22 protein-coding genes are annotated in these 22,529 nt (G+C 64.2%); 11 read left to right on the forward strand and 11 right to left on the reverse strand.

The window, feature by feature from the left end; all coding sequences use genetic code 11:
* Positions 1-50 precede the first annotated feature (50 nt).
* Positions 51-1,238 (reverse strand): replication initiation protein, encoded by a 1,188-nt coding sequence (locus MU449_RS15660; RefSeq protein WP_244739655.1) that lies wholly within the window; start codon positions 1,236-1,238, stop codon positions 51-53.
* A gap of 506 nt (positions 1,239-1,744) precedes the next feature.
* On the opposite strand from MU449_RS15660, the gene MU449_RS15665 reads away from it, so the two are divergent.
* Entirely contained in the window at positions 1,745-3,121 is a 1,377-nt protein-coding gene (locus MU449_RS15665) for an AAA family ATPase (RefSeq protein WP_244739656.1), read from the forward strand.
* A 4-nt stretch (positions 3,122-3,125) separates the two neighbouring features.
* Positions 3,126-4,199, forward strand: a complete 1,074-nt coding sequence (locus MU449_RS15670; protein ID WP_244739657.1) for a ParB/RepB/Spo0J family partition protein — start codon at positions 3,126-3,128, stop codon at positions 4,197-4,199.
* Between the two features lie 702 nt (positions 4,200-4,901).
* Here the strand turns inward: MU449_RS15670 and MU449_RS15675 are convergent.
* Both MU449_RS15675 and MU449_RS15680 read right to left on the reverse strand, forming a co-directional pair.
* Entirely contained in the window at positions 4,902-5,588 is a 687-nt protein-coding gene (locus MU449_RS15675) for a superoxide dismutase (protein WP_244739658.1), read from the reverse strand.
* Positions 5,589-5,648: 60 nt separating this feature from the next.
* Positions 5,649-6,917: an Hsp70 family protein gene (locus tag MU449_RS15680; protein ID WP_244739659.1), complete on the reverse strand. Its 1,269-nt coding sequence runs from the start codon at positions 6,915-6,917 to the stop codon at positions 5,649-5,651.
* A gap of 196 nt (positions 6,918-7,113) precedes the next feature.
* Between MU449_RS15680 and MU449_RS15685 the strand changes: the two genes are divergently transcribed.
* Positions 7,114-7,665: a CHAP domain-containing protein gene (locus MU449_RS15685; protein ID WP_244739660.1), complete on the forward strand. Its 552-nt coding sequence runs from the start codon at positions 7,114-7,116 to the stop codon at positions 7,663-7,665.
* Here the strand turns inward: MU449_RS15685 and MU449_RS15690 are convergent.
* Positions 7,625-8,542: a LysR substrate-binding domain-containing protein gene (locus MU449_RS15690; RefSeq protein ID WP_244739661.1), complete on the reverse strand. Its 918-nt coding sequence runs from the start codon at positions 8,540-8,542 to the stop codon at positions 7,625-7,627. The genes MU449_RS15685 and MU449_RS15690 overlap by 41 nt on opposite strands.
* A gap of 97 nt (positions 8,543-8,639) precedes the next feature.
* On the opposite strand from MU449_RS15690, the gene MU449_RS15695 reads away from it, so the two are divergent.
* On the forward strand, positions 8,640-10,142 hold the full coding sequence (locus MU449_RS15695) for a catalase (RefSeq protein WP_244739663.1): 1,503 nt from the start codon (positions 8,640-8,642) through the stop codon (positions 10,140-10,142).
* A 28-nt stretch (positions 10,143-10,170) separates the two neighbouring features.
* Here the strand turns inward: MU449_RS15695 and MU449_RS15700 are convergent, their stop codons facing one another.
* Entirely contained in the window at positions 10,171-11,037 is an 867-nt protein-coding gene (locus MU449_RS15700) for an aldose epimerase family protein (RefSeq protein ID WP_244739665.1), read from the reverse strand.
* Between the two features lie 113 nt (positions 11,038-11,150).
* Between MU449_RS15700 and MU449_RS15705 the strand changes: the two genes are divergently transcribed.
* Positions 11,151-11,780, forward strand: coding sequence for a trimeric intracellular cation channel family protein (locus tag MU449_RS15705; RefSeq protein ID WP_244739667.1), 630 nt, complete (start codon positions 11,151-11,153; stop codon positions 11,778-11,780).
* 37 nt (positions 11,781-11,817) lie between these two features.
* On the opposite strand, the gene MU449_RS15710 is transcribed toward MU449_RS15705, so the two are convergent.
* The 5 genes from MU449_RS15710 to MU449_RS15730 are packed head-to-tail and all read right to left on the reverse strand — an operon-like array spanning position 11,818 to position 17,405.
* Positions 11,818-12,753 carry an ABC transporter substrate-binding protein gene (locus MU449_RS15710; protein WP_244739669.1) on the reverse strand — a complete coding sequence of 312 codons (936 nt, stop codon included), beginning with the start codon at positions 12,751-12,753 and terminating at the stop codon, positions 11,818-11,820.
* A 20-nt stretch (positions 12,754-12,773) separates the two neighbouring features.
* The gene (locus MU449_RS15715; protein ID WP_244739671.1) at positions 12,774-13,772 is read right to left on the reverse strand and encodes an ABC transporter permease; all 999 of its coding nucleotides are present in this window, start codon (positions 13,770-13,772) and stop codon (positions 12,774-12,776) included.
* On the reverse strand, positions 13,769-15,256 hold the full coding sequence (locus MU449_RS15720; RefSeq protein ID WP_244739672.1) for a sugar ABC transporter ATP-binding protein: 1,488 nt from the start codon (positions 15,254-15,256) through the stop codon (positions 13,769-13,771). The genes MU449_RS15715 and MU449_RS15720 overlap by 4 nt, the downstream gene beginning before the upstream one ends.
* Complete coding sequence (locus MU449_RS15725; protein ID WP_244739674.1) at positions 15,253-16,356, reverse strand: Gfo/Idh/MocA family protein; 1,104 nt, start codon at positions 16,354-16,356, stop codon at positions 15,253-15,255. The genes MU449_RS15720 and MU449_RS15725 overlap by 4 nt, the downstream gene beginning before the upstream one ends.
* Positions 16,353-17,405, reverse strand: a complete 1,053-nt coding sequence (locus MU449_RS15730) for a sugar phosphate isomerase/epimerase family protein (RefSeq protein ID WP_244739676.1) — start codon at positions 17,403-17,405, stop codon at positions 16,353-16,355. Before MU449_RS15730 ends, MU449_RS15725 begins: the two co-directional genes overlap by 4 nt.
* A gap of 120 nt (positions 17,406-17,525) precedes the next feature.
* Between MU449_RS15730 and MU449_RS15735 the strand changes: the two genes are divergently transcribed.
* From MU449_RS15735 to MU449_RS15750, 4 genes are all read left to right on the forward strand, one after another.
* Positions 17,526-18,530, forward strand: a complete 1,005-nt coding sequence (locus MU449_RS15735; RefSeq protein WP_244739677.1) for a LacI family DNA-binding transcriptional regulator — start codon at positions 17,526-17,528, stop codon at positions 18,528-18,530.
* Between the two features lie 102 nt (positions 18,531-18,632).
* A complete protein-coding gene (locus MU449_RS15740; RefSeq protein WP_280517815.1) occupies positions 18,633-19,193 on the forward strand; it encodes a transglycosylase SLT domain-containing protein in 561 nt (186 codons plus the stop codon).
* 90 nt (positions 19,194-19,283) lie between these two features.
* The gene (locus MU449_RS15745; protein WP_244739679.1) at positions 19,284-19,991 is read left to right on the forward strand and encodes a cytochrome c oxidase assembly protein; all 708 of its coding nucleotides are present in this window, start codon (positions 19,284-19,286) and stop codon (positions 19,989-19,991) included.
* On the forward strand, positions 19,988-20,482 hold the full coding sequence (locus MU449_RS15750; protein WP_244739680.1) for a CopD family protein: 495 nt from the start codon (positions 19,988-19,990) through the stop codon (positions 20,480-20,482). Before MU449_RS15745 ends, MU449_RS15750 begins: the two co-directional genes overlap by 4 nt.
* Here the strand turns inward: MU449_RS15750 and MU449_RS15755 are convergent.
* Positions 20,460-20,978: a DUF2231 domain-containing protein gene (locus MU449_RS15755; RefSeq protein ID WP_244739681.1), complete on the reverse strand. Its 519-nt coding sequence runs from the start codon at positions 20,976-20,978 to the stop codon at positions 20,460-20,462. The genes MU449_RS15750 and MU449_RS15755 overlap by 23 nt on opposite strands.
* A gap of 48 nt (positions 20,979-21,026) precedes the next feature.
* Between MU449_RS15755 and coxB the strand changes: the two genes are divergently transcribed.
* Positions 21,027-21,656, forward strand: a complete 630-nt coding sequence (gene coxB, locus MU449_RS15760; RefSeq protein WP_244739682.1) for a cytochrome c oxidase subunit II — start codon at positions 21,027-21,029, stop codon at positions 21,654-21,656.
* A partial coding sequence (locus MU449_RS15765; RefSeq protein ID WP_244739683.1) for a cbb3-type cytochrome c oxidase subunit I occupies positions 21,653-22,529 on the forward strand: 877 nt, incomplete at its 3' end. The genes coxB and MU449_RS15765, both read left to right, overlap by 4 nt.

Here is a 22,529-nt window from a genome sequence, read left to right on the forward strand (position 1 = left end):
TTGTTCGCACCATAATGCCCGCATTGGCCCGTCGATCAAGGGCCCCTGCCCTATTCGTCGAAGGCGCCGGGATAGAGATCCTGCCAGAAGGCGCGGATCGCGTCGGCGTTCAGCGCGCTCATCCAGCCGTGGCGTTCGAAATCGTCGCGCAACGTTCCGGACAGGCGGCTTTGGAACAGGCGGCGGTCGGCATCCCGCTGGGTCGGGCTGCGCGCGGCCACCAGATCCTGGATACGGCGCAATTGCGAGGCGCGCGCGGTCAGCGCGGGGGCGGTCACCTCCGGTGCAGTTGCGGGCGGGGCCGCAAAATTGCCCTTCAGGGCCGCGGAAAGATAGCGGACCGGATTGCGCACACCCCCCTGCCCCGCCACATAGTCCAGCTGGCCGCCGACATGCGCTTCCCCATGCTCCGCGATCCATTGCCGCGCCAGGCGGTCCGACGCGCCCATCTTCATCAGACGATCATACACCGGCGAGCGGCGCGCCCCTTCGCCATCGTCCAGATCCAGAATGGCCAGCTGGGGGTTCTCCTCGATCAGAAAGCGGATTTCCGTCACCGTGCGCCCCATTTTGCGGATTTCCGGCGTGATGATGATGTTGGAACTCTTGTTCACCTCGGCCACGGCCGGTTTGATGATCTTGGCGTTCAACTGCTTGAACACCTCGTAATAGGGGCTGTCGGCCACCCCCATCAGGCGGCGAAAGATATCCAGCGTCCACCACCCCGTGCTGCCCGTCCGAACGAACCGATAGCAGTTTTCATAAAGTGCAAGCGCGTGCCCGCTGCTGAACCGCCGCTGAATGTTCAGATTGATCAGGGCGAAGACCTTCGGATCGTGCAGCTTTTCGGCGAGCGCGGGGGAATAGGCGTATTCGCAGACCCCGCCCTTCAGTTTGGCATAGCTCAAAAGGCTCGACACGCCCCATTCCTGCCGTCCCTGCGCGTCCAGCATATCCCACTCGGCCACGGTTTCGGCCAGGCCGCGGAGCGCCGCCTTCAACGTATCGGTATCGTTCGAATTGTAGCCGATCATCAGACACAGGGTGCGCGCGTCGATCCGGTGGATCGGCTGTGTGACCAAGGTGTCGTAGGCGTTGAGCAGGAGGACATTCGACAAGCGCCGCTGCAGCAAGGTCAGTTTCCCCGACACATGGATGGCCGCCACGTGTTTCTTGACCGCCCCCCGCCGGAGGGCGCCCGTCAGTTTCTCGCGCGGGATGTCGGCGGTCTTGTCCATGGGCGTGATCCGAATCTGTTCTGGGGCGCGTCGTCCTCCACGATACCGTGAAGGGTGCCTTTCATCAATCGAATGACGGGCACCTTTCTAGGCACCTGTTAACGGGATGATCCTTACGTTGGCGCTGGTCGAAAGGTGCCCGTTTACGGGTTTGCAGGATTCCGGAGTCATGGAAAAAGCGAAAAAGGTGGCTTCGCGTTGCGTTTGAGGGGGCAGATCAGGGACATTCCCGCGAATCGGCCCCGTTGATCCTGCAAACAGGTGCTTTTGAGCCTGACAACCGGCGCCTCTTATCCTGAATATGGGTGCTTTTATCTCGCTATGTCTTTGTATTCGCTGGCCGAACCGAACCCAAATACCTTAAAGACTCATAAAAGAACAAAACACACGGTTGGCGCAGTTTTTGCTGATTTTCTGAATATTGTTGGATATCGATTCCATCGCGACGGCGAATGTGCGATGAATTCCCGCATATCATTGAAAAACGACGACACGAAGGGTTCGACATGAGCGGTAAACCCGATCTCCCTCCCTACTTCGGAATAGACCCGATGGAGGCTGCAGGCAAGCTGGCCGAGCCCATCGATACGGCGCGATTTGCCAAAGCTGCGGCCTTCGCCGCACGCGGGCGGGACGATTTGGCCCGTCGCGGCTACGCGCCCGACGGCAAGAAGCGATTGCGTAAGTTTTCCATCTGGGAAATCTGCAAGTATCTGATCCCGGTCAACCCGGCGCATCTGCGGCGGGTGCTTAAGGCGAACCCCTCCCTGCCCCAAGGCGATGGAGAGGGCGCGGCCAAACGGTTCAGTCTGGAAGAGGTTCTGGTTCTGCGCGATCATTTCGCGACCGAGGGTGCCGGATGGCGCGAGTACAAGACGTGGCGTCCCGAGGGGGTTCCGGCCAAAATTCTTGCGGTGGCGAACTTCAAGGGTGGCGTCGGCAAAACCTCCACCTGCGCACATCTGGCCATGTCTGCGGCGTTGGATGGTTACAAGGTGCTTGTCATCGATCTGGACAGCCAAGGATCCATGACCTCCATCATGGGCGGCAAGGTCGCGGATGAATGGCAGACGGCCTTCCCCCTTCTGGCCCGAGATTTCGCACGGAATCTTCAGCAGGAGAATGCCGTGCGCGTGGCGGCCGGGCAGCCAGAATTCCCGCTGGACGAAACCTTGACGGAGGCGCTGAAGGTTTCGCCGCGAAACCTCATCCAAGAGACGCACTGGCCCAATATCGATCTGATCGGGGCGCAGTTGAATCTGTACTGGGCGGAATTCCAGATCCCGGTCTGGCGTATGCAATCGCGGGGGTGGCCGCTATGGGACGCTTTGGGAAATGCGCTGACCGAGGCCGGCATCTTGGATGACTATGATATCGTATTGCTCGATACGCCCCCGGCCTTGGGATACCTGACGATCAATGCCCTGTCTGCTGCGGACATTCTGTTGGTTCCGCTTGGGGCTTCGTTTCTGGAATTTGATTCCACGGGCCGCTTTTTCGATATGATCTATTCCACCTTCGCGTCCATCGAGGAGGGTGAAAACCGCGCACGGCGCGATGCGGGCCTGCCCGAGGTCGGCTTCCAATGGGATGCCGTCCGCGCGCTGATCACGCGCTTCGATCCGGCGCAACAGACGGACCTTGCAAATGTCGTCCAAGCGTATTTCGGTGATTTCATGACGACCTTCCGGCAGGAGATGACGGCGATGGTCGGGCAAGCGGGAGAACAGGTCTCGGGGATTTACGAAACCGATTATCGCAACTTCAATCGTGACACGTATGTTCGTGGGCGCGAGACGTTCGATCGCACATGGGCCGAGGTGAAGGAGATCATTCTTGGCACCTGGTGGCGGGACATGAAACTGGCAGAGGCGGAGGAGTAACGTCATGGCAAAGCGTATGAAGCTTGAAGCGCCGAGTTCCGAGGACTTGATTCGGATGGAGGGGGAGTTTCGCCGCGAAACCTTGGCGCGAAATCCCTTGGCCGTTCCCATTGCCCAAGTGGCCGCCGACAGTGCGCGGGCCCATGATCCGCGAACGGCGACGGAGCGGGCAGACGTGGCTCGTGATCGGGCGGATGCGGAGAGGATGCGCCTGTCGGAAGAAAAGGGTCTGGTGCTTCTGGAAATCCCGGTGGATCGGATCGACGCCGACGCGCTTGTGCGTGACCGGATTGCCTTGGATCCCGAAGCGATGCGCGAATTGCAGATGTCCATATCGGCCCAGGGGCTTCGTCTGCCAATTGAAGTCTTTGTGCTTCCGAATGACCCGACGCGCTATGGACTTCTGTCGGGATACCGCCGTCTTCGGGCGGTTCAAAACCTGCGCGGGCTGAAAGGGCAGGGCGGTCACGACACCATACGGGCCATCATTCGTGAACCGGACGCCATGGGCGGCACCTTCGCCGCCATGGTGGAGGAAAACGAGATCCGGGCGGGACTTTCCCATTTTGAACGGGGAAGGATCAGCGTCATCGCCGCACAGCAGGGTGCATTTCCGAATGTCGAGGCTGCGGTGGCGGCGCTGTTTCCCGTCGCCTCAAAGGGGAAACGATCCAAAATCAGGTCTTTCGCAACTATTTTTGAGGAGTTGGGGGATATGCTGCTTTTTCCCGACTCCCTCCGGGAAAAAGACGGACTGAAACTGGCGGCAGCATTGCGGGACGGACGGGAAGGGGCGCTGCGCAAGGCCTTGGCGGACGCATCTCCCGCTGACCCCGCAACAGAATGGGAGGTGCTGGACATGGCGCTTGCTTCGTTCGGACCGGCTGCAATACGTCCTGAAAGGGGCGGTCGCCCATCCGTCAAGACCCGAGACTCAACCGTTGCAAAGCGGCGCGTCGACCTCGAGCTTGGGCATGATCAGAGCGGATGGTTTATCCGCCTTCAAGGGGCCGATCTTGACGAGATCACGGCCAAGGCGGCGGTGCGCGAGCTTCAGCGTATCATGAATCAGCCGTGACAATGGCTGAAGGCAGGGGGATCAGGCTTCCTGTCTCACCCATGCGCCTCGAGTATCGTGGACGCGACCAACGCAATGTCCCGCGAAAGCCCAGAAATAAAAAGAACATAAACAGAACAGGCGCTCTTGTAACCGGTGCACGTCCATACCCCTCCTGTCATAGGAAAAAGTTTCGTCTCCAATTCACCGCCGGCATGTCCGCATCCAACGCGGCTTTCGACCGCAGAATGGGTCATAGAGTGCGCATTATCTTTATGGATTGTGCCCGGATGACGACGTCAGTGACCTATCCATTTGCATGTTGGCATGGCGGCTCGGCACCGGGCAGCCTCTGAGAACGCGACCGGCCCCGATAACCAATAAAATGCAGAGAAATCCGATGCATAAGCGTTATGTCAAAGGTTTATTCCAGAGCGGACGCGCCATCATGACGAGGTTCCTCCACACCGCTGCCAGAATGTGAGCCATCCCTGACGTCTTGAAAATTTCCCAGGAAAGCAATGAGATCGGTCTACACGGCTTACCGTTCCTCACGACCTTTGGATAGGTGTTCCAATGGCGAGCGGCTTTCACCTGCCAAAGTGCCGCATGGAAAACTCGTCTGATGCCGGACCTTTCACCAGACGTGCGACAGGCCTCGGCAATGTGCGCCCACGTGGCACGAATCCCGATCGGAACCGTGCCACGCGCCGAACACGCAGTTTATTCCGCCATGGCGGCGTTGTAACGGTCGGAAACTTCGGACCAATCCACAACGTCCCACCATGCGCCAAGATAGTCCGGGCGACGGTTGTTGTAGGTCAGGTAATAGGCGTGTTCCCACACGTCATTGCCCAAAAGCGGGGTGCCCGGGGTTTCGGCGACATCCATCAGGGGGTTGTCTTGATTGGGGGTGGAGGTGATTTCCAGTTCGTCCCCTTCATTGACAATCAGCCAGACCCAGCCCGAACCGAACTGACCCGCTCCGGCGTCCTCGAAGGCCGTCCGGAACTCCTCCTCCGATCCAAAGGCGGCGGTGATCGCGTCCGCCAAGTCCGACGACATCTCACCACGCTCGCCCTCTGGGGCCATGCTTTCCCAGAAGAAGGTATGGTTCCAATGACCCCCCGCGTTGTTGCGGATCGCATCGGGATAGATTCCGGCATTCGCTACCAAATCCTCCAGCGAGGTTCCTTCAGGCGCATCCCCGTCGGCCATCGCTTTGTTCAGATTGGTGACATAGGCCTGATGGTGCTTGTCATGGTGCAGTTCCATCGTATCGGCACTGATGACCGGGGCCAACGCGTCCTTGGGGTAGGGCAGATCGCCCAAGGTAAAAGGGCCGTCCTGTGCCGCGACAAGGCCCGGAACGGCGATCAGGGCGGTGGCGATAATCGATTTGTGAAACATTGGTATCCTCCTCGTGGTCTCCAAACCAACACGAAGACAAGGTCGATGTTCCGATTTTCGTCATGTGGCGGATGGCCGCGACCCCTCCGGGTGCCCCGTGGCCAGGGCCAAGCCATCGATGATCGCGGTAAAGGCATCCGACCGATGCTGCGTGGCGCGGGGGAACAGCGCCGCGGCTTCCGCCCCGACCAGCGCCATGGCACTGGCACCGCCCACAAAGATCACCGCCCCCACGCGTTCGGGCGACACCTCCGCCATGTGCAGCGTCTCCACCATGGCCGCCCGCAGGCGCGGGCCGAAACCCGCCATCGCGCTGTCCAACGAGGCTGTATCTATCTCGACCGAAAGGCGGGGTTCGACGCATCCCATGTCGATCCGCGCCCCCGCTTCCCCCCGATTGGCCGCGATTTTTCCGGCCTCGGTCGCGAAAGCCAGTTCGTGGCCAAGCTGGTCCGTGACCACGGTCTCCAATCGGGCCAGACGCTCCGGCTCCACCGCGTGCCGCCGCATGTCGACAACACTGCGGCGCGTGTCGGGGGTATAGACGAAGGGGATTTTCGACCATGTCGCCAGTTCCGTGAAAATCGCGTTCGGCACGGGAAGGAGACCGTCCCCCAGACTGCGGCGCAACTGGCTTCCAAAACCCAGATGCGGCATCACATGCGAAAGCGAGATGGCATGATCGAAATCCGTCCCCCCCAAACGTATCCCGTGGCTGGCCAGAATGTGCGGACGCGGGGAGGCCGCTTCAAACACGGTGAAGTCCGAGGTGCCACCCCCGATGTCCACGATGAGCCCCACGCCCCCCGCGGGACCAAGGCCATGGGTGGCATAGGCGGCGGCCTCAGGCTCGTAAAGAAAGCCGATGCGTTCGAAACCCGCCGCAGAATAGCATTCCCGCAGATCAACCTCGGCCTGCGCCTCGCGGACGGGGTCGGCGGAATGGAAATGCACGGGGCGGCCGGACAGGACATGGTCGAACGGCACACCGGCCTGCGCCTCGGCCCGTGCCTTCAGTGTCACCAGAAACGCCGTGACGATCTGGGCCAATGTCCGCCTTTTGCCGCCGATCATGCGCGGTTCGCGAAACAGGGCCGTCCCCAGAACACTTTTGAGCGCGCGCATATACCGCCCGTCCTCGCCGCCAATCAGCGCGCGGGTCGCCTGATGTCCGATCTCCATCCCGCCTTGGTCTGCCGGAAAAAAGACGGCGGTCGGCAGCGTTTCGGCGCCGTCCTCGATCATCAGGCGGCGGACGGTTCCCCCATCCAGAAATGCGGCGGCGGTGTTGGACGTGCCGAAGTCCACGGCAAGGGTGCGGGCGGGCATGACAGTCTTCCTGTTGAAAGCAGGGCGGAATACGGGCACGGGCGGATTAAGGCAAGGACGCATCGGTCTGTCGCGAATCCCGGTTTGGTTCCCAACCTCGTCGTCGATAGGCGAATTCTCGCGTGCGCGAAGTCCCGCGTATTGCCGGATAGGGCGATTTGCCGGAGTTTCCAGTCCAAACGGCAGGGGACTTATCATGATCGGGAAACGCGTTCTGGGCGCTTTGGCGGCGCTGGCGACCATGGTTTGCTTTGGCGGTCAGACCATGGCGGCAGGTGGTGCCAATACGGTGCAGGTGGCATATGTGTCGCCGACCGACATGGCGCAGGCCACGCAGGATGCCATTCGCGTGGTGGGAGGCAAGCGTCGCATCTGGTGCGTGCCCTTCGCGCGCGAAGTCTCGGGAATCGAGATCAAGGGCAACGCCTCCACCTGGTGGAACCAGGCGGCGAACGTCTATCCCCGTGGTCAGACACCGATCGCCGGCGCGGTGTTGAATTTCCGGTCCTCCAACCACATGCCCATGGGCCATGTCGCGGTCGTGTCCGAGGTGATCGACGCGCGCACCATTCGCGTGGTGCAGGCCAACTGGACCCGCAACCGCATCACAACCGATGTGGTCGTGGACGTGTCGGGCGACAACACCTGGTCGCAGGTGCGGGTGGAAAACGCCAACAGCTTCGGTCGCGTCAATCCGGCCTACGGGTTCATCTATCGTCCGGCAGCGCAACGCGTGGCATCGCGCTGATCGTCTGCGCCGCCGCCTGAAGTGCCGCAGACAGGTCATCGAACCAGCCCTCGGTCGCGGCCAGTGGCGTCCCGACCAACATGATCTGACGTGAGGGTTGCGGATCGGCGAACCGCGCCAGGCGAATGGCGGGCTGCGCCGCCGTTTCGACCGCGATCGAGATTTCGGGCAGGAACGTCAACCCCATCCCCTGTGCCACCAGCCCCGACAACGTGCTCAACGATGAGGCGCCCAAGGCCAGGCGCGACTCTTCGCGGCCCAGCCCGCATACCGCCAGCGCCTGATCGGCCAGACAATGCCCCTCATCCAGCAGCAAAAGGTGGTCGGGGTCCAGATGCGCCGGACGCAACGCCTCGATCCGGGCGGAAAGCCCAGCCATCCGACGGCGGTTTCCAGCCAGCAGAAACCGATCCTCGAACAGCGGGCGGCCATGCAACCCCGGGGGAGGGGGGGTGGCGATGACGGCGGCGTCCAGCGAGCCATCGGCCAGCTTTGTCAGCAAGGCATGGGTCTGCGCCTCGTGCACCCCCAGCTCCAAGGTCAGCTTGGGCAGCAGATGCGGCAGGATATAAGGGGCGACCGTCGGAATGAAGCCGACATTGATGCGCCCACCAAGGGTCTTTCGCCGGGCCATCGCCTCGATATCGGCGACCTCGGCCAGAATGCGGGCAGCCCGCTCCGCCACGCTGCGCCCGGCCGGGGTCAGGCGGATTTCGCGGCCCCGTTCGATCAGGGCGCAGCCCAGCCGGTCCTCCAGATCACGGATCTGCATCGACAGCGCGGGCTGGGTCACGTTCGCCACATCGGCCGCGCGCCCGAAATGCCGCTCGCGCGACAGGGCCAGAAAGTATCCCAGGTGTTTCAACGTCAGCGCCATGTCATCAGAATACCTGATGGACGATCCAAGTAAATCGGATTTCCACTTATGCCTTGCGCCCTACATACTGCGCAGCATGCCACCCGAGGAGGAAGCCATGACCGACAAGACCCCCCGCCTGACCACCACCGGCGGCGCGCCGGTTCCCAGCAACAACACGACCCAGACCGCCGGCGAACGTGGCCCCGCGCTGCTGCAGGATTACCAGCTGATCGAAAAGCTGGCCCATCAGAACCGTGAGCGTATTCCCGAGCGTGTGGTGCACGCCAAGGGATGGGGCGCGTTCGGCACATTCACCGTCACGAACGACATCACGCATCTGTCCCGCGCCAAGGTGTTCGACACCGTGGGCAAGAAAACCGAAATCCTGTCGCGGTTTTCCACCGTTGCAGGGGAACTGGGCGCGGCGGATGCCGAACGCGACGTGCGCGGGTTCTCGGTCAAGTTCTATACCGAGGAGGGGAATTGGGATCTGGTCGGCAACAACACCCCGATCTTCTTCGTGCGGGACGGTTACAAGTTTCCCGATTTCATCCGCACCCAGAAACGCCACCCCAAGACCAACCTGCGCAGCCCGGAGGCGATGTTCGACTTCTGGTCGGCCCACCCGGAATCGGTCCATCAGGTGACGATCCTGATGTCCGACCGCGGCATTCCTGTAAACCCGATGCACATGCATGGTTATGGCAGCCACACGTTCAGCGTCTGGAACAAGGACGGTGTGCGGCACTGGGTGAAGTTCCACTGGCGCTCGCAGCAGCCGATCAAGAACTACACCAATGCCGAGGCGGAAAACCTGATCGGCAAGACGCGCGAAAGCTATCAGGAGGACCTCTACAACGCGATCGACGAGGGCAATTTCCCCAAATGGAAATTGTGCATCCAGGCGATGCCGGAGGAAGACGCGCTCAAGGTTCCCTACAATCCCTTCGATCTGACGAAGGTCTGGCCCCATGCCGACTATCCGTTGATCGAGGTGGGCGAGATGGAGCTGAACCGCAACCCCGAGAATTACTTCGTCTTCGTGGAAAACGCCGCCTATTCGCCGTCCAACATCGTGCCGGGCATCGGCTTCTCGCCCGACAAGATGCTGCAGGCGCGCGTCTTCGCCTATGCCGATGCGCACCGTTATCGCCTTGGCACGCATTATGAGGCGCTGCCCGCCAACGCCGCCAAGAACGCGCCGGTGAACCATTACCACAAGGATGGTTCGATGCGCTTCTTCACAAACGATTTCGGCAATCCCGACGCCTATTACGAACCCAACCAGTGGAACGGCCCAACCGCCGACCCCGAGGTGAAAGAGCCGCCGCTGAAAATCTCGGGTGATGCCGACCGGTATGTCCAGGAAGACAAGGACGCCGATTACGTCCAGCCGCGCGCCTTGTTCAACCTGCTGCCGCAGGATGAAAAGGAACGGCTGTTCAGCAACTTCGGCGCGGCGATGGGTCCGTGCTCGGATGGGGTGAAGGAACGCTGGCTGGCGGTGCTGAAGCGAGTGCACCCGGATTACGAGGCCGGTGTGCGCAAGGCGCTGCAAACCGACAGCGACGTGAATGCCATCTCGGTCACGGACGATACCGAGGTGACGGCGAAATAAGATTGGGCCGGGCGCACGCCCGGCCTTGTCATATGTCGTGAAGGCGGAAGGTGGCGGTGCCTTGCATCGTCTCGTTCGGGGCAAGGGGGGTCATCGCCCCCTTTCGCGCCACCTCCGGCCGGTTCACCGCGTCTGGCAGGTGGCTCACCGGCTCGATGCAGAACACCTCGCGCGCGGCGGGCACGAACAGGTGCATATGCCGGAATGCGCCCGAGGCAGACATCTCCAGCCGGGCCCCTTGATCGGGCCAGACGATCGTGGCGGCATCGGCGTCAACCATGGCCTCATCCACGCCGATCCAATCCTCGGCCGACCGATGCCGTTCGTCCGGCGTCTGCGGCCGAAAAGGAAGGCAGGGCAGGGCGCGGTCGTCCAGACTGAACCTCCCCTCCGCCGGAAGGGTCAGCACGGTCCTGTCCCGGCGCGGAAACCACGGATGCAAGCCAAGGCCGAAGGGCAGGCGGTCGGGGCCGAGGTTGCGCAACGCCAAGGTGACCTCCAGCCCCCCCTCCGTCACGGCAATCTCCTGCCGGATGGCATAGGACCACGGCACCCCCTCCTGCCGCACATCATCTTCAAGGATCACGCGTTCGGACGTCTGCGCCGCCACCCGCCAGGCCCGATCGCGCGAGAACCCGTGGATCGCCACATCCTGCGCCGGACGGTTCATGGGGAAAACGTGGTCCTGCCCGTCAAAGGTGAACCGCCCGCCGACGATCCGGTTGGTGAACGGCGCCATCACGAAACAGCCGCCGTTCTTGGAAACCTCCGGCGTCTCCAACGGCACGAATATCGGCAGAGATCGCCCGCCGACGGTGCCCTCGGCAAACAGAATGGTTCCCCCCTGTTCGGCCGACACGCCCACGCGATATCCGTATCCTTCGATGACGATCATGGCATCCTCCCCCGCCGCATTCCTCTCCGATCTATCAAATCCAGATCCCGCCGCAAAGGCTGGTTGCATCCCCCCCGGTGCCACGCCTATCTCCTCCCCAAGGAGATCGCCCAATGACCCCGGACACGATCCAATCCCTGACGCACTCCGTCCTGCCATGGCTGGATGTCGCGGGCATCTCGGTCTTTGCGATGTCGGGCGCGCTGGCGGCGGCACGGGCGGGCCAGACGATGGTGACGCTCATCTTCTTTGCCGCGATCACCGGCGTGGGGGGCGGCACCCTGCGCGATCTTCTGATCGGGGCGCCGGTGTTCTGGGTCCACAATTCCGTCTGGATCACGGCCTGCATCGTGGTGGCGCTGATCGTGTGGTTCACGCCCCGGCGGTTCTGGGTGGAACGGGCGGTGGACTGGTTCGACGCGGTGGGGCTGTCCGCCTATGCCGTCTATGGCGCGGCCAAAGCCATGGTCTATGGCATCCCGCCGCTGCCGGCCGTGATCATGGGGGTGTTCACGGCCTGCATGGGCGGGGTGATCCGGGATGTCATGGCGGGGGTGCCCTCCATCATCATCCGGCCCGAGATCTATGTGACGGCCGCCGCGGCGGCATCGGGAAGCTTCGTGCTCCTCGCCACGCTTGGCCTGCCCACCCCGATCGCGGCGATCGGCGCGGCGGCGTTGGGGTTCGGTTTGCGGGCCATGGCCATATGGAAAGGGCTGGCCCTTCCGGGATACCATCGATGACGCCGCCCCGCCCGAAGGGGCAGGGCGGCTCAGGGCCTCAGAACGGGCTGTCTTCGAAATAATAGGATGCGGCGTTGTCGGGCGTGATCAGTTCCGACCCGATGATGAACCGCCCCGTCACCGGCGCGGGCGAGGTGAAGCGCATCGCCGTCAGCTCGATCGCCGTCGCGATCATCGCGGGGGGATAGGTCACGTCCACCGGCAGCATCGGATCGGCATCGCGGATGCGCGCCACGATCTCTTTCATCCCGGCACCGCCCACGACCCACATCTCGTCCGAACGGCCGGCTTGGTCGATGGCCTGCAACGCGCCGGTCGCCATGTCGTCATCCGCCGCCCAGACGGCGTCGATCTCGGGAAAACGCGACAGGTAATCCTGCATGACGGTAAAGGATGTGTCGCGGTTCCAGTTGCCGTGCTCCATCGCCAGCACCTCGATGCCGGACCCTTCGATGGCGGCGTTGAACGCCTCCACCCGCTCGTTGTCGACGGTGGAGGCGATGCCCCGCAGCACCACGATCTTGTCGCCCTCCTCAAGGTTGTCGGCGAAATATTCGCCCGCCACGCGCCCGAAGCCCTCGTTGTCACCAGCGACATACAGATCCTCGATCCCGTCCTGCGACAGGCCGCGATCCACCACCGTCACGAAGGTGCCCGCGTCCTTGACCCGCGCGACGGGCGCGGTCAGCGGCTCGCTCTCGAACGGCAGGATGACCAGCGCGTCGATATTGCGGGTGGCGACCATGTCCTCGATGTCCGACACCTGCTTTGACGGGTCGGAGGCGGTGGTCAGCACGAATTCCAGATCGGGATGGGCCTCCGACAACCGCTCCACCGTGGCCTGCGCGTGATAGTTCAGGCCCCCGGCCCAGCCGTGCGTGGCGGCGGGGATGGAGATGCCGATGGTTTCCGCCCCTGCGGGCAAGGCCACGGCCAAAAGTGCGGCCGTGGTCAGCGTGATACGTCCCGTCATGATGTCCTCCCTGATGACAGTCAGTGCCCAAGACGGCGTTCGCGTTGCAGAACAACCGCCAGAATGATGATGATGCCCTGAATCGCCCCGTTCAGATAAGGCGACACAAGGTCCGTCAGGTTCAGGATGTTGCCGATCAGGCCCAGGATCAGCACCCCGACCACGGTGCCCCAGACCCGGCCCGAGCCGCCCTTCAGCATGGTGCCGCCGATGATGACCGCGGCAATCGCCTCCAGCTCCCACAACACCCCCGTCGTGGCCGAAGCGGACCCGAGGCGCGGCACATACATGACCGTCGCCACCCCCACCAACAGACCCAGCAGCACATACGTCAGCGCCCGCACCCGAAGCACGTTCACGGCGGAATACCGGGCGACCTGCTCGTTCGAACCGATGGCCGCGCAATGCCGCCCGAACGGGGTGTGGCGCATCACGACCTCCCCCCCGATGGCCACAAGGGCAAAGACGATGATCGGCCAGCTGACCCCCAGAACCGTGCCGTAATAGACGGGGCGATAAACCTCCGACAGCTCGTAGTTCAGGGACAACGTTCCCCCATCCGCCAGCCAGGTGATGAGCGAGCGGTAGATCCCCATCGTGCCCAGCGTGACGATGAACGCCTCGATCCGCGCGCGGGTGATCAGAAGGCCGTTCACCAGCCCGCCGAACAGGCCCGTGACCAGCCCGACAAGGATGCCGACCAGAATGACCCCGATCCCGCCGCCCATGATCGGCAGCAGGGCGTTCATCGCCATGATCATCACCCCCGCCACGAAGGCCGCCATCGACCCGACCGACAGGTCCAACCCGCCGGCGGTGATGACGAAGGTCATCCCCACCGCGATGATGCCGATGAAGGCCGACCGCGCCAGGACATTGGTGATGTTGGCATAGCTGAGGAAGTTGTCGTTCAGTCCCATGCCGATCAGCACCAGCACGACCAGTGCGATCAAGGGTCCCACGGCATGAAGGTTGATCGTGCGGCGGGGCGGGGCCTTGCGGGTGTCGGTTTCGGTCATGCCATCTCTCCCTCAAGGCCCATCGCAAGGCGCACGATGGTTTTCTCGTTCACGTCTTGCCCCGTCACCTGCCCGGCGATGCGGCCCTGGCGCATGACCAGCACGCGATCGCACAACCCGATCACCTCGGGCAGCTCGGAGGAGATGACGATGACGCTCACCCCCTCCGCCGCGATGCGGTGGATGAAGCGATAGATCTGCTGTTTCGTGCCGATGTCGATCCCGCGGGTCGGTTCGTCGATGATGACGATCCCGGGGTCCACCAGCATGGTCTTGGCCAGAAGCAGCTTCTGCTGGTTCCCGCCCGACAGGTTGCCCGCCAGAACCGCGCGATGCGGCACGCGGATGTCCCAATCGGCGATCGCCCGGGTCAGGGCCTCGTCCTCGGCCCGGCCACGGATCGTCAGGCCGGAGAACCGACGCAGCGCCAGCAGGGTCAGGTTTTCGCGCAGGGGTTTGTCCAGCAGCAGCCCGCGGTCCTTCCGGTCCTCGGTCAGATAGACGAGGCCCGCCGCCAGCGCGGCCTGCGGATCGTTCGGGGGCAGGGGACGGTTCGCCACCGTCACCGCACCGTCGCGGGCGCGAAGCCCGGCGATCGCCTCCATCAACTCGGTCCGTCCGGCGCCGACCAGCCCCGCTAGCCCCAGAATCTCGCCCCGATGCAGGTCGAACCCCGCGCCGGTCACGAAACGCGGAACATGAATGTCGCGGGCCGACAGGACGACCTCGCCATGGGCCGCCCGCTTGGCGGGAAACAGATCCTCCAGATCGCGGCCGACCATGGCGGTGGCCATCCTGTCCTCGGTCATACCCTGCGCGGGACCGGACTGCACCCGCCGCCCGTCGCGCAGCACCGTCACGCGGTCCGCCAGCCGCCGCACCTCGCCCAGTTTGTGCGAGGTATAAAGGATCGCGACCCCTTCGGCCTTCAGCCGTGTCACCTGTTCGAACAGCACCTCGGTTTCCCGGTCGGTCAGGACGGCGGTCGGTTCATCCATGATCAGCACGCGGGCGCGGCGCGACAGGGCCTTGGCAATTTCCACCATCTGGCGGTCGGGGACCGAGATGTCGGCGATCCGCGCGTCGGGATCGGCGCGGCATTGCAGCCGGTCCAGCAACGCCACCGTGGCCGCGCGCATCCCCGCATGGTCCAGAAACGGTCCCTTGCGCATTTCGCGGCCCAGAAAGACGTTCTCGGTCACGCTCAGATGGGCGGCCAGATTGAATTCCTGATGGATCATCACGATCCCCGCCGCCTCGGCCTCGGCCGGGGTGCGGAAGGGGGCCGGGGCACCGTCCAGACGCACCTCGCCCGTGGTGGGCGCCAGAAAACCCGACAGGATCTTCATCGTGGTCGACTTGCCCGCACCATTTTCGCCGATCAGGGCGTGAACCTCGCCCGCGTGCAGGTCTAGGTCGATGCCGTGCAGGACGGTGACGGGGCCGAAGGCGCGGCTGACATCCTGCAAGGACAGCACGGTCATGGCGTCACCCACGCGCCATTGGCCGCCGAGGATCGCTGGCAGGCGGCGATGAAGGCCATCCCGTCCAACCCGTCCTGCAATCCGGGCACGTCGCCCTCGCCCGTGCGGATCAGGCGCGCGGCCTCGGCATAGAGGTTGGCGAAGGCTTCCAGATACCCTTCCGGATGCCCCGCCGGCACGCGGGAAACCTGCGTCGCCGCCTGAACCGCGCCGGGCCCGTTCTGCACCAACCGCTGGCGCGGCGACCCGAAGGGCGTGAACCACAGGTGGCCGGGGTCGTCATGGGTCCAGTCCAGCCCGCCCTTGTCGCCAAACACGCGGATACGGACGGTATTGTCGTGGCCCGGCGCGACCTGGCTGGCCCAAAGCGCGCCCCGCGCCCCGCCTTCCAGCCGCAACATGGCCTGCACGTTGTCATCCACCCGCCGCCCCGGCACCATGGACGACATGTCCGCCGCCAGTTCCGTGATCCGCAGGCCGGTGACAAAGCGCAGAAGATGCCAGGCATGGCTGCCGATGTCGCCCACCGCCCCGCCGCCCGCCTTGTCCGGATCCACCCGCCACATCGCCTGCGCCGAGGTGCTGTCTTCGGTCAGCCAGTCCTGCGCATATTCGACCTGCACCACGCGAATGCGGCCCACGGCACCCGCCGCCACCATCGCGCGGGCCTGCCGCACCATCGCATACCCGGAATAGGTGTGGGTCAGCAGAAACCGCGCAGGTGAGGTCCGCGCCACATCGGCCAAGGCCTGCGCGTCCGCCATCGTCGCCGTCAGCGGCTTGTCGCAGATGACATGGATGCCCGCCTTCAGGAACGGGATCGCCGCCGCCGCGTGAAGATGGTTCGGCGTGACGATGGACACCACCTCGATCCCGTCCGCCCGCGCGGCCTCCGCCTCGGCCATCTGCGCGAAATTGGTATAGATGCGGTCTTCGGCCAGCCCCAACTCCAGACCGGAGGTCCGCGCCCGGCCCGCGTCCGACGACAGCGTCCCCGCCACCAGATCGAACCGCCCGTCCATCCGCGCGGCAATCCGGTGCACGGCCCCGATGAAGGCCCCGGTGCCACCGCCCACCATCCCAAGACGCAGCGGCCTCATTCCCCGATCCCCAGCATCTTGCGGTTCGCGGCAGTGTCGGTGCCGACGGCGGCGAAATCGTCAAAGGCGCGGTCGGTCACGCGGATGATGTGATCCTTCACGAACCGCGCCCCTTCGCGCGCGCCATCCTCGGGGTGCTTCAGGGCGCATTCCCATTCGACGACGGCCCAGCCGTCAAACCCCTGCGCGGTCAGTTTGGAGAACACCGCCCCGAAATCCACCTGCCCGTCGCCGGGCGAGCGGAAACGTCCCGCACGGTCCACCCACGACTGATAGCCGCCATAGACGCCCTGACGGCCCGTGGGGTTGAATTCGGCATCCTTCACATGGAACATCCCGATCCGTTCGGCATAGATGTCGAGGTTTGCTAGGTAATCCAGCCCCTGCAAGACGTAATGCGACGGATCGTAAAGCATTTTCGCCCGCGGATGCTGCCCCACGCGGTCCAGGAACATCTCGAAACTGATGCCGTCATGCAGATCCTCGCCCGGATGGATCTCGAAACACACGTCCACGCCGCAGTCCTCGGCATGGTCCAGAATGGGGCGCCAGCGGCGGGCCAGTTCGTCGAACGCGTCCTCGATCAGGCCCGGAGGGCGCTGTGGCCAAGGATAGACATAGGGCCAGGCCAGCGCCCCCGAAAACGTCGCCATTGCCGTCAGACCCATCCGGGCGGATGCGGTCAGCGTCTTTTTCACCTGATCCACCGCCCACTCTGTCCGCGCGGCGGGGTTTCCGCGCACGGCCGCAGGCGCAAATCCGTCGAAAATCGCATCATAGGCGGGGTGAACGGCCACCAACTGGCCCTGAATGTGACTGGACAGTTCGGTCACCACCACACCGCCCGCCCGCCCCAACAGATCGTCGCGATACGCGTCCGACCCCACGGCCAGATCAAGGTCGATCAGACGGTCATCCCCGCTGGGCACCTGCACACCCGCATATCCGCAGCCCGCCGCCCAGGCGGTGATTCCATCCCATGTGTCGAACGGCGGGGCATTCCCCGCGAACTGGGCCAGAAAAAGCCCTGGGCCTTTCATGGTGCGCATAGAATTCTCCCTTGGCCGACACACTCCCCATGTAATCGGTTGCAGAAAGCGTTGCACACTCGCCTTCGCTTTACAAGCGTCGCGTTTCACGCGATGCCATCCCCGTGCGAAAGGGCGGTCATGACAAAGAACCATACCCCACGGGTGCGCGACGTTGCAGAGTTGGCGAACGTGTCGACCGCGACGGTCAGTCGCACCCTGTCCCGGCCCGACCTCGTGTCCGAAGCCACGCGCGATCTGGTGCTGCGCGCGGTGGAACAGACGGGCTATACCATCAACATGGCCGCGCGAAATTTGCGGCGGCAGCGAACGGGCTGCATCCTCGCTTTGGTTCCAAACCTCGCCAACCCCTTCTTCGCGGCCATTCTGGCGGGCATCAATTCCGAATTGCGGGGCAGGGGGCTGAGCCTTCTGGTGGCCGACACCACCGCCGATCCCGATGCGCCCGACATGCTGGTGGAATTCGCCCACCGGTCACGGACGGACGGGCTGATCGTGCTGGACGGGTCGATCCCCGCCTCGGTCCTGACGCGGGCGGCCTGCCCGCCCGTGGTTCTGGCATGCGAATGGATCGAGGGGCTGACGATCCCGCGTGTCATCGCCGACAATCAGGCGGGCAGTGCGATGGCCGCGCGCCATCTTGTCGATCTGGGGCACCGGCGCATTTTGCATCTGACCGGCCCGTCTGGCAATCCGCTGACCGTGGCCCGCCACGCGGCGGCGATGGCCGCCCTGGCCGATGCGGGCGTGGCGCCCGATCCCGCCCTGCGGATCGAAGGGGATTTCACGCTCGCCTCGGGCCAGGCCGCCGCCACGGCGATTCTGGCGATGCCCACGCGTCCGACCGCCGTCCTGTGCCACAACGATGAAATGGCCTGCGGGCTTATGGGGGCGTTGCAGGAGGGAGGGCTGCGGGTGCCCGACGACATCTCGATCATCGGGTTCGACGATATCGCCATGTCCGCCCATGTCTCGCCCGCCCTGACCTCCATCCGACAGCAGCGCGACAATCTGGGGGCCGTCGCCGCGCGCACCCTTCTGGCGCTGCTGGACGGGGACGAGGTCGCGCCGGAAACCGTCCTGCCCGTCGATCTGGTTCTGCGCGGCAGCACCGCGCGGCCCTGACGGCTTTCCCGCCGATGCGCGGATGCGCCCTTTCCCCATGACCCGACTCGGCTTAGGCTGGGAAAAAAGAAGACGAGGTGGGCAGTGATCAGGTTTTTGCAGATGGCGCTTCTGGCGCTGGTCCTTTCGGCGTGTTCAAGCGACAGCACACCGCCGCGCAACACCGAAAACGCCTGCGCGATGCTGCGCGAACGGCCCGATTACGCCCGCGCCATCCGTGCGGCGGAACGCAAATGGGGCATTCCCGCGCATCTGCAACTCGCCACCATCTATCAGGAATCCAGTTTCGTCGGCAACGCCCGCCCGCCGCGCCGCTATCTTCTGGGGTTCATTCCGCGCGGGCGCGTGACCAGCGCCTATGGATATGCGCAGGCCATCGACGGCACCTGGGGCGACTATGTCGCGCAGGAAGGGGGGATGATGTCCCGCCGCACCCATATCGGCGACGCGACGGACTTCATGGGCTGGTACATGGCAGGAACCTCGCGCCAACTGGGCATTGCGCGGCATGACGCGACGAACCAGTATCTCGCCTATCACGAAGGGCGGCGGGGGTATTCCCGCGGGTCCTACAACAAGAAGCCGTGGTTGATCGCCGTGGCCCGCCGGGTCGAGGCGCGGTCCGAGCGGTATCGCACGCAGATGTCCACCTGCCGCTGGTGATCCGCGCCGCGACGTTCCGCCACATGATCCTTCGGGAACCGCGCGACATTTCACGGCATTGGCATCAGTGATGATCTGACGAGGGATAGGATGGACCAGACGACGGTGCCTTACTGTGGCCCCGCCCCAGTGGCGGACGAGCTTTGGGCCGCGTGGAATCTGGACCCTGTCGTCATTCTCGCCCTCTGTGCCGCCGCCGCCCTTGTCTGGCACCGGAACATCGCGCGCATGTCGGGCCTTATGGGGATCGCCGTGCTGGCGGTGGCCTTCGTGTCGCCCCTCTGCGCACTGTCCACCGCATTGTTTTCCGCCCGTGTCCTGCACCACGTCCTGATCATCGCGGTGGCCGCCCCACTGATCGTCCGGGGCCTGGGCCTGACCGCTCAGGCGATCGGCGCGGCGGTCCTGTTCCATCTGGCGGCCGTCTGGCTGTGGCACATGCCCGCCCCCTATCAGATGGCACTGCAAAGCAACGCGATCTACTGGCTGATGGAGGCGTCGCTGCTCGGCACGGCGATCTGGCTCTGGTCGGCGATGATGGCCGATGACCGGGGTGCGGCGTCGATCATCGCCGCGCTGGCCACGCTGGTGCAGATGGGGATGCTGGGCGCTATCCTGACCTTTGCCAACCGCCCCCTGTTCGAGGTTCATTTCCTGACCACCGACGCCTTCGGCCTGTCCCCGATCGAGGATCAGCAATTGGCCGGTCTTCTGATGTGGGTGCCCGCCGCCTTTCCGTATCTCGGGTTCGCATTGTGGCGACTGTGCGACGCCGTCCTGCCCCGGAAGGTCGCATGAGCGAGCTTCTGAAGGTGGTGCACATCGCGGCGATCGCCGTGTGGTGTGCGGGGCTGATCAGCCTGCCGTCGCTTTATGTGCAGCGCAAGACGCTGTCCGGTCCGGCCCTGCACCGGCTGCAGCGCATCGTGCGGGCGGCTTATATCGTCCTCGTCTCCCCCTGTGCCTTCGTGGCGGTCGCCTCGGGGACGGCGCTGATCTTCACCGAACAGGTCTATCAGCCCTGGTTCGCGGCCAAACTGGCCTTCGTGGGCGCGCTGGCGTTCCTGCATGTCCTGACCGGCCTCGTGGTCATTCGCCTGTTCCGTGAGGGGGAAACGTATCGCCCCGCCCGCTTCGTCGTGGCCACGGGTCTGGCCTCGGTGGTGATCCTGTCGATCCTCTGGCTGGTGCTGGCCAAGCCGGTCTTTCCCGGCCTGCAGGACGGATGGTTCCGTCCCGGCGCGCTGCAGGAAATCATTGCCCCCCTCAATCCTTGGGCGAGATCATGAGGCCGATGCCATGATCGAAAATCAGTTTTCCCCCGTGCCAGCCCGCGATGCCCGTCATGATGCCCCCCAGCACCGACAGCACCAGCCCATGCGGAAGGATCGCATCCGGGCTGGTCAGCCGCAGGCCCCAATTGGCCCCCGCGATGGCCACAAGCACCATGCCCGCGATCGCATGTGCCCAACTGGCCGCCCGCGCGCGGATGCCGGGCACGGCCAGCAGCTCCACCGTGCCCACAAGTGCGGCACCCACCCCGGCCACGAACGCCAGGCCGGACGACCATACGCTGACCCGCACCCAGAACGGATCCCCCCCCCACCAATACAGGATGTCGATGCCCAACGTGCAGATCACCAGCGCAATCGGAAAATGGACGGCCATCGCATGAAGCGGATGACCGGCGACCGCGACGGCGGATTGGGTCTCCATCTCCTCCACCTTGGCGATGACGGGGTTGTTCTCGCTCTCATGCGTTTCGTTCTCTGTCTCAACCGCCATGCCAAATCCGTTCTGAAAAACTGTGTCGGGGCAGGAAGGTTCACCGCCATGGTCGGGTTCCCGCTTCTTGGTGTCGCAGGCTGCGCGCGCGATCTGTCCACCCTTCATCCGGCAGGGCCGGTGGCGCAAGGGATTTCCACATTGTGGTGGGTGATGCTGTGGGGGTCGGTCGCGATCTTCGTGGGGATGATGGCCCTGTTCCTGTGGCTGTGGCTGCGCCCGGGCAGCGGGCAGCGCGTGCCGGCGCAGTGGTGGATCCTTGGCGGCGGCATCGCCTTTCCCCTGCCGGTAATCCTGATCCTGACCGGTGTCGCATTGTGGCAGGGGGAACGCGCCCTTGGCGGCACCGCCCCCATCAGGATCGAGGCGGAGGCCGTAATGTGGGAATGGCGCTTTTCCTATCCCGATACGGACATGCCACCGACCGTGAACCAGATGCACATGCCCGCCGGGCAGGAGGTGGAGATCGTGGTGACAAGTCCCGACGTGATCCACAGCTTCTGGGTGCCCCGTCTGGGCGGCAAGATCGACGCGATTCCCGGCCATGCCAACACCATCGTCCTGCAGGCCGACCGGCCCGGCGATTTCGGCGGCGTCTGCGCCGAATATTGCGGGGTGGGGCATCAGGACATGGCCTTCACCGTGACCGCCCACGATGTCTGGCCGGTGCAGCCATGACCCCGATCCAACGTCACAACGCGCTTGAACGTATCTGGGGCACCGCCCCCGGATGGGGCCGTCTGGCCGCCGTCAACCATTCGATCCTGGGCAAGCGGTTCATGATCACCGCGCTGGTCTTCTTCGCGATCGGCGGGCTGCTGGCCATGCTGATCCGCACGCAACTCGCCTCCCGCGACAGCGTGTTCATGGAGGCGGGGACCTATGCGCAGGTCTTCACCATGCACGGAACGATCATGATGTTCCTGTTCGCCATCCCCTTCTTCGAAGGGTTGGCGATCTACCTCCTGCCCAAGATGCTAGGGGCCCGCGATCTCGCCTTCCCGCGCCTGACCGCCTATGGCTACTGGTGCTATCTCATGGGCGGATCGATCCTGATCATGGCACTTCTTCTGGGGGTCGCGCCGGATGCGGGATGGTTCATGTATGCCCCCCTGTCCTCGGCCACCTACAGCCCCGGCATCAACGCCGACATCTGGCTGCTGGGGATCACCTTCGTGGAGATTTCGGCCCTGTCGGCGGCGGTGGAGATTCTGGTGTCGATCCTTCTGCTGCGCGCGCCCGGCATGTCGCTGGACCGGATGCCGATCTTCGGCTGGTACATGCTGGTGGTGGCGGGCATGATGCTTGTGGGCTTTCCGCCGCTCATCCTCGGCTCGCTGCTCCTGGAGGCGGAGCGGGCCTTCGGCCTGCCGTTCTTCGATCCGACGCGCGGCGGTGATCCGCTTCTGTGGCAGCACCTGTTCTGGCTGTTCGGCCATCCGGAGGTCTATATCATCTTCCTGCCCGCCGCCGGGGTTCTGTCGACGCTGATCCCGGTGTTCTCGGGCACGCCGCTGGTTGGATACCGGGCCATCGTCGCGGCGATCGTGG

The sequence above is a fragment of the Falsirhodobacter halotolerans genome (assembly GCF_022899245.1).
GTDB classification, from domain to species: domain Bacteria; phylum Pseudomonadota; class Alphaproteobacteria; order Rhodobacterales; family Rhodobacteraceae; genus Falsirhodobacter; species Falsirhodobacter halotolerans.

Coding starts and splice junctions, on each gene's coding strand:
- MU449_RS15660 (WP_244739655.1), bottom strand. CDS start 1,238: ATGGACAAGACCGCCGACATCCCGCGCGAGAAACTGACGGGCGCCCTC.
- MU449_RS15665 (WP_244739656.1), top strand. CDS start 1,745: ATGAGCGGTAAACCCGATCTCCCTCCCTACTTCGGAATAGACCCGATG.
- MU449_RS15670 (WP_244739657.1), top strand. CDS start 3,126: ATGGCAAAGCGTATGAAGCTTGAAGCGCCGAGTTCCGAGGACTTGATT.
- MU449_RS15675 (WP_244739658.1), bottom strand. CDS start 5,588: ATGTTTCACAAATCGATTATCGCCACCGCCCTGATCGCCGTTCCGGGC.
- MU449_RS15680 (WP_244739659.1), bottom strand. CDS start 6,917: ATGCCCGCCCGCACCCTTGCCGTGGACTTCGGCACGTCCAACACCGCC.
- MU449_RS15685 (WP_244739660.1), top strand. CDS start 7,114: ATGATCGGGAAACGCGTTCTGGGCGCTTTGGCGGCGCTGGCGACCATG.
- MU449_RS15690 (WP_244739661.1), bottom strand. CDS start 8,542: ATGGCGCTGACGTTGAAACACCTGGGATACTTTCTGGCCCTGTCGCGC.
- MU449_RS15695 (WP_244739663.1), top strand. CDS start 8,640: ATGACCGACAAGACCCCCCGCCTGACCACCACCGGCGGCGCGCCGGTT.
- MU449_RS15700 (WP_244739665.1), bottom strand. CDS start 11,037: ATGATCGTCATCGAAGGATACGGATATCGCGTGGGCGTGTCGGCCGAA.
- MU449_RS15705 (WP_244739667.1), top strand. CDS start 11,151: ATGACCCCGGACACGATCCAATCCCTGACGCACTCCGTCCTGCCATGG.
- MU449_RS15710 (WP_244739669.1), bottom strand. CDS start 12,753: ATGACGGGACGTATCACGCTGACCACGGCCGCACTTTTGGCCGTGGCC.
- MU449_RS15715 (WP_244739671.1), bottom strand. CDS start 13,772: ATGACCGAAACCGACACCCGCAAGGCCCCGCCCCGCCGCACGATCAAC.
- MU449_RS15720 (WP_244739672.1), bottom strand. CDS start 15,256: ATGACCGTGCTGTCCTTGCAGGATGTCAGCCGCGCCTTCGGCCCCGTC.
- MU449_RS15725 (WP_244739674.1), bottom strand. CDS start 16,356: ATGAGGCCGCTGCGTCTTGGGATGGTGGGCGGTGGCACCGGGGCCTTC.
- MU449_RS15730 (WP_244739676.1), bottom strand. CDS start 17,405: ATGCGCACCATGAAAGGCCCAGGGCTTTTTCTGGCCCAGTTCGCGGGG.
- MU449_RS15735 (WP_244739677.1), top strand. CDS start 17,526: ATGACAAAGAACCATACCCCACGGGTGCGCGACGTTGCAGAGTTGGCG.
- MU449_RS15740 (WP_280517815.1), top strand. CDS start 18,633: ATGGCGCTTCTGGCGCTGGTCCTTTCGGCGTGTTCAAGCGACAGCACA.
- MU449_RS15745 (WP_244739679.1), top strand. CDS start 19,284: ATGGACCAGACGACGGTGCCTTACTGTGGCCCCGCCCCAGTGGCGGAC.
- MU449_RS15750 (WP_244739680.1), top strand. CDS start 19,988: ATGAGCGAGCTTCTGAAGGTGGTGCACATCGCGGCGATCGCCGTGTGG.
- MU449_RS15755 (WP_244739681.1), bottom strand. CDS start 20,978: ATGGCGGTTGAGACAGAGAACGAAACGCATGAGAGCGAGAACAACCCC.
- coxB (WP_244739682.1), top strand. CDS start 21,027: ATGGTCGGGTTCCCGCTTCTTGGTGTCGCAGGCTGCGCGCGCGATCTG.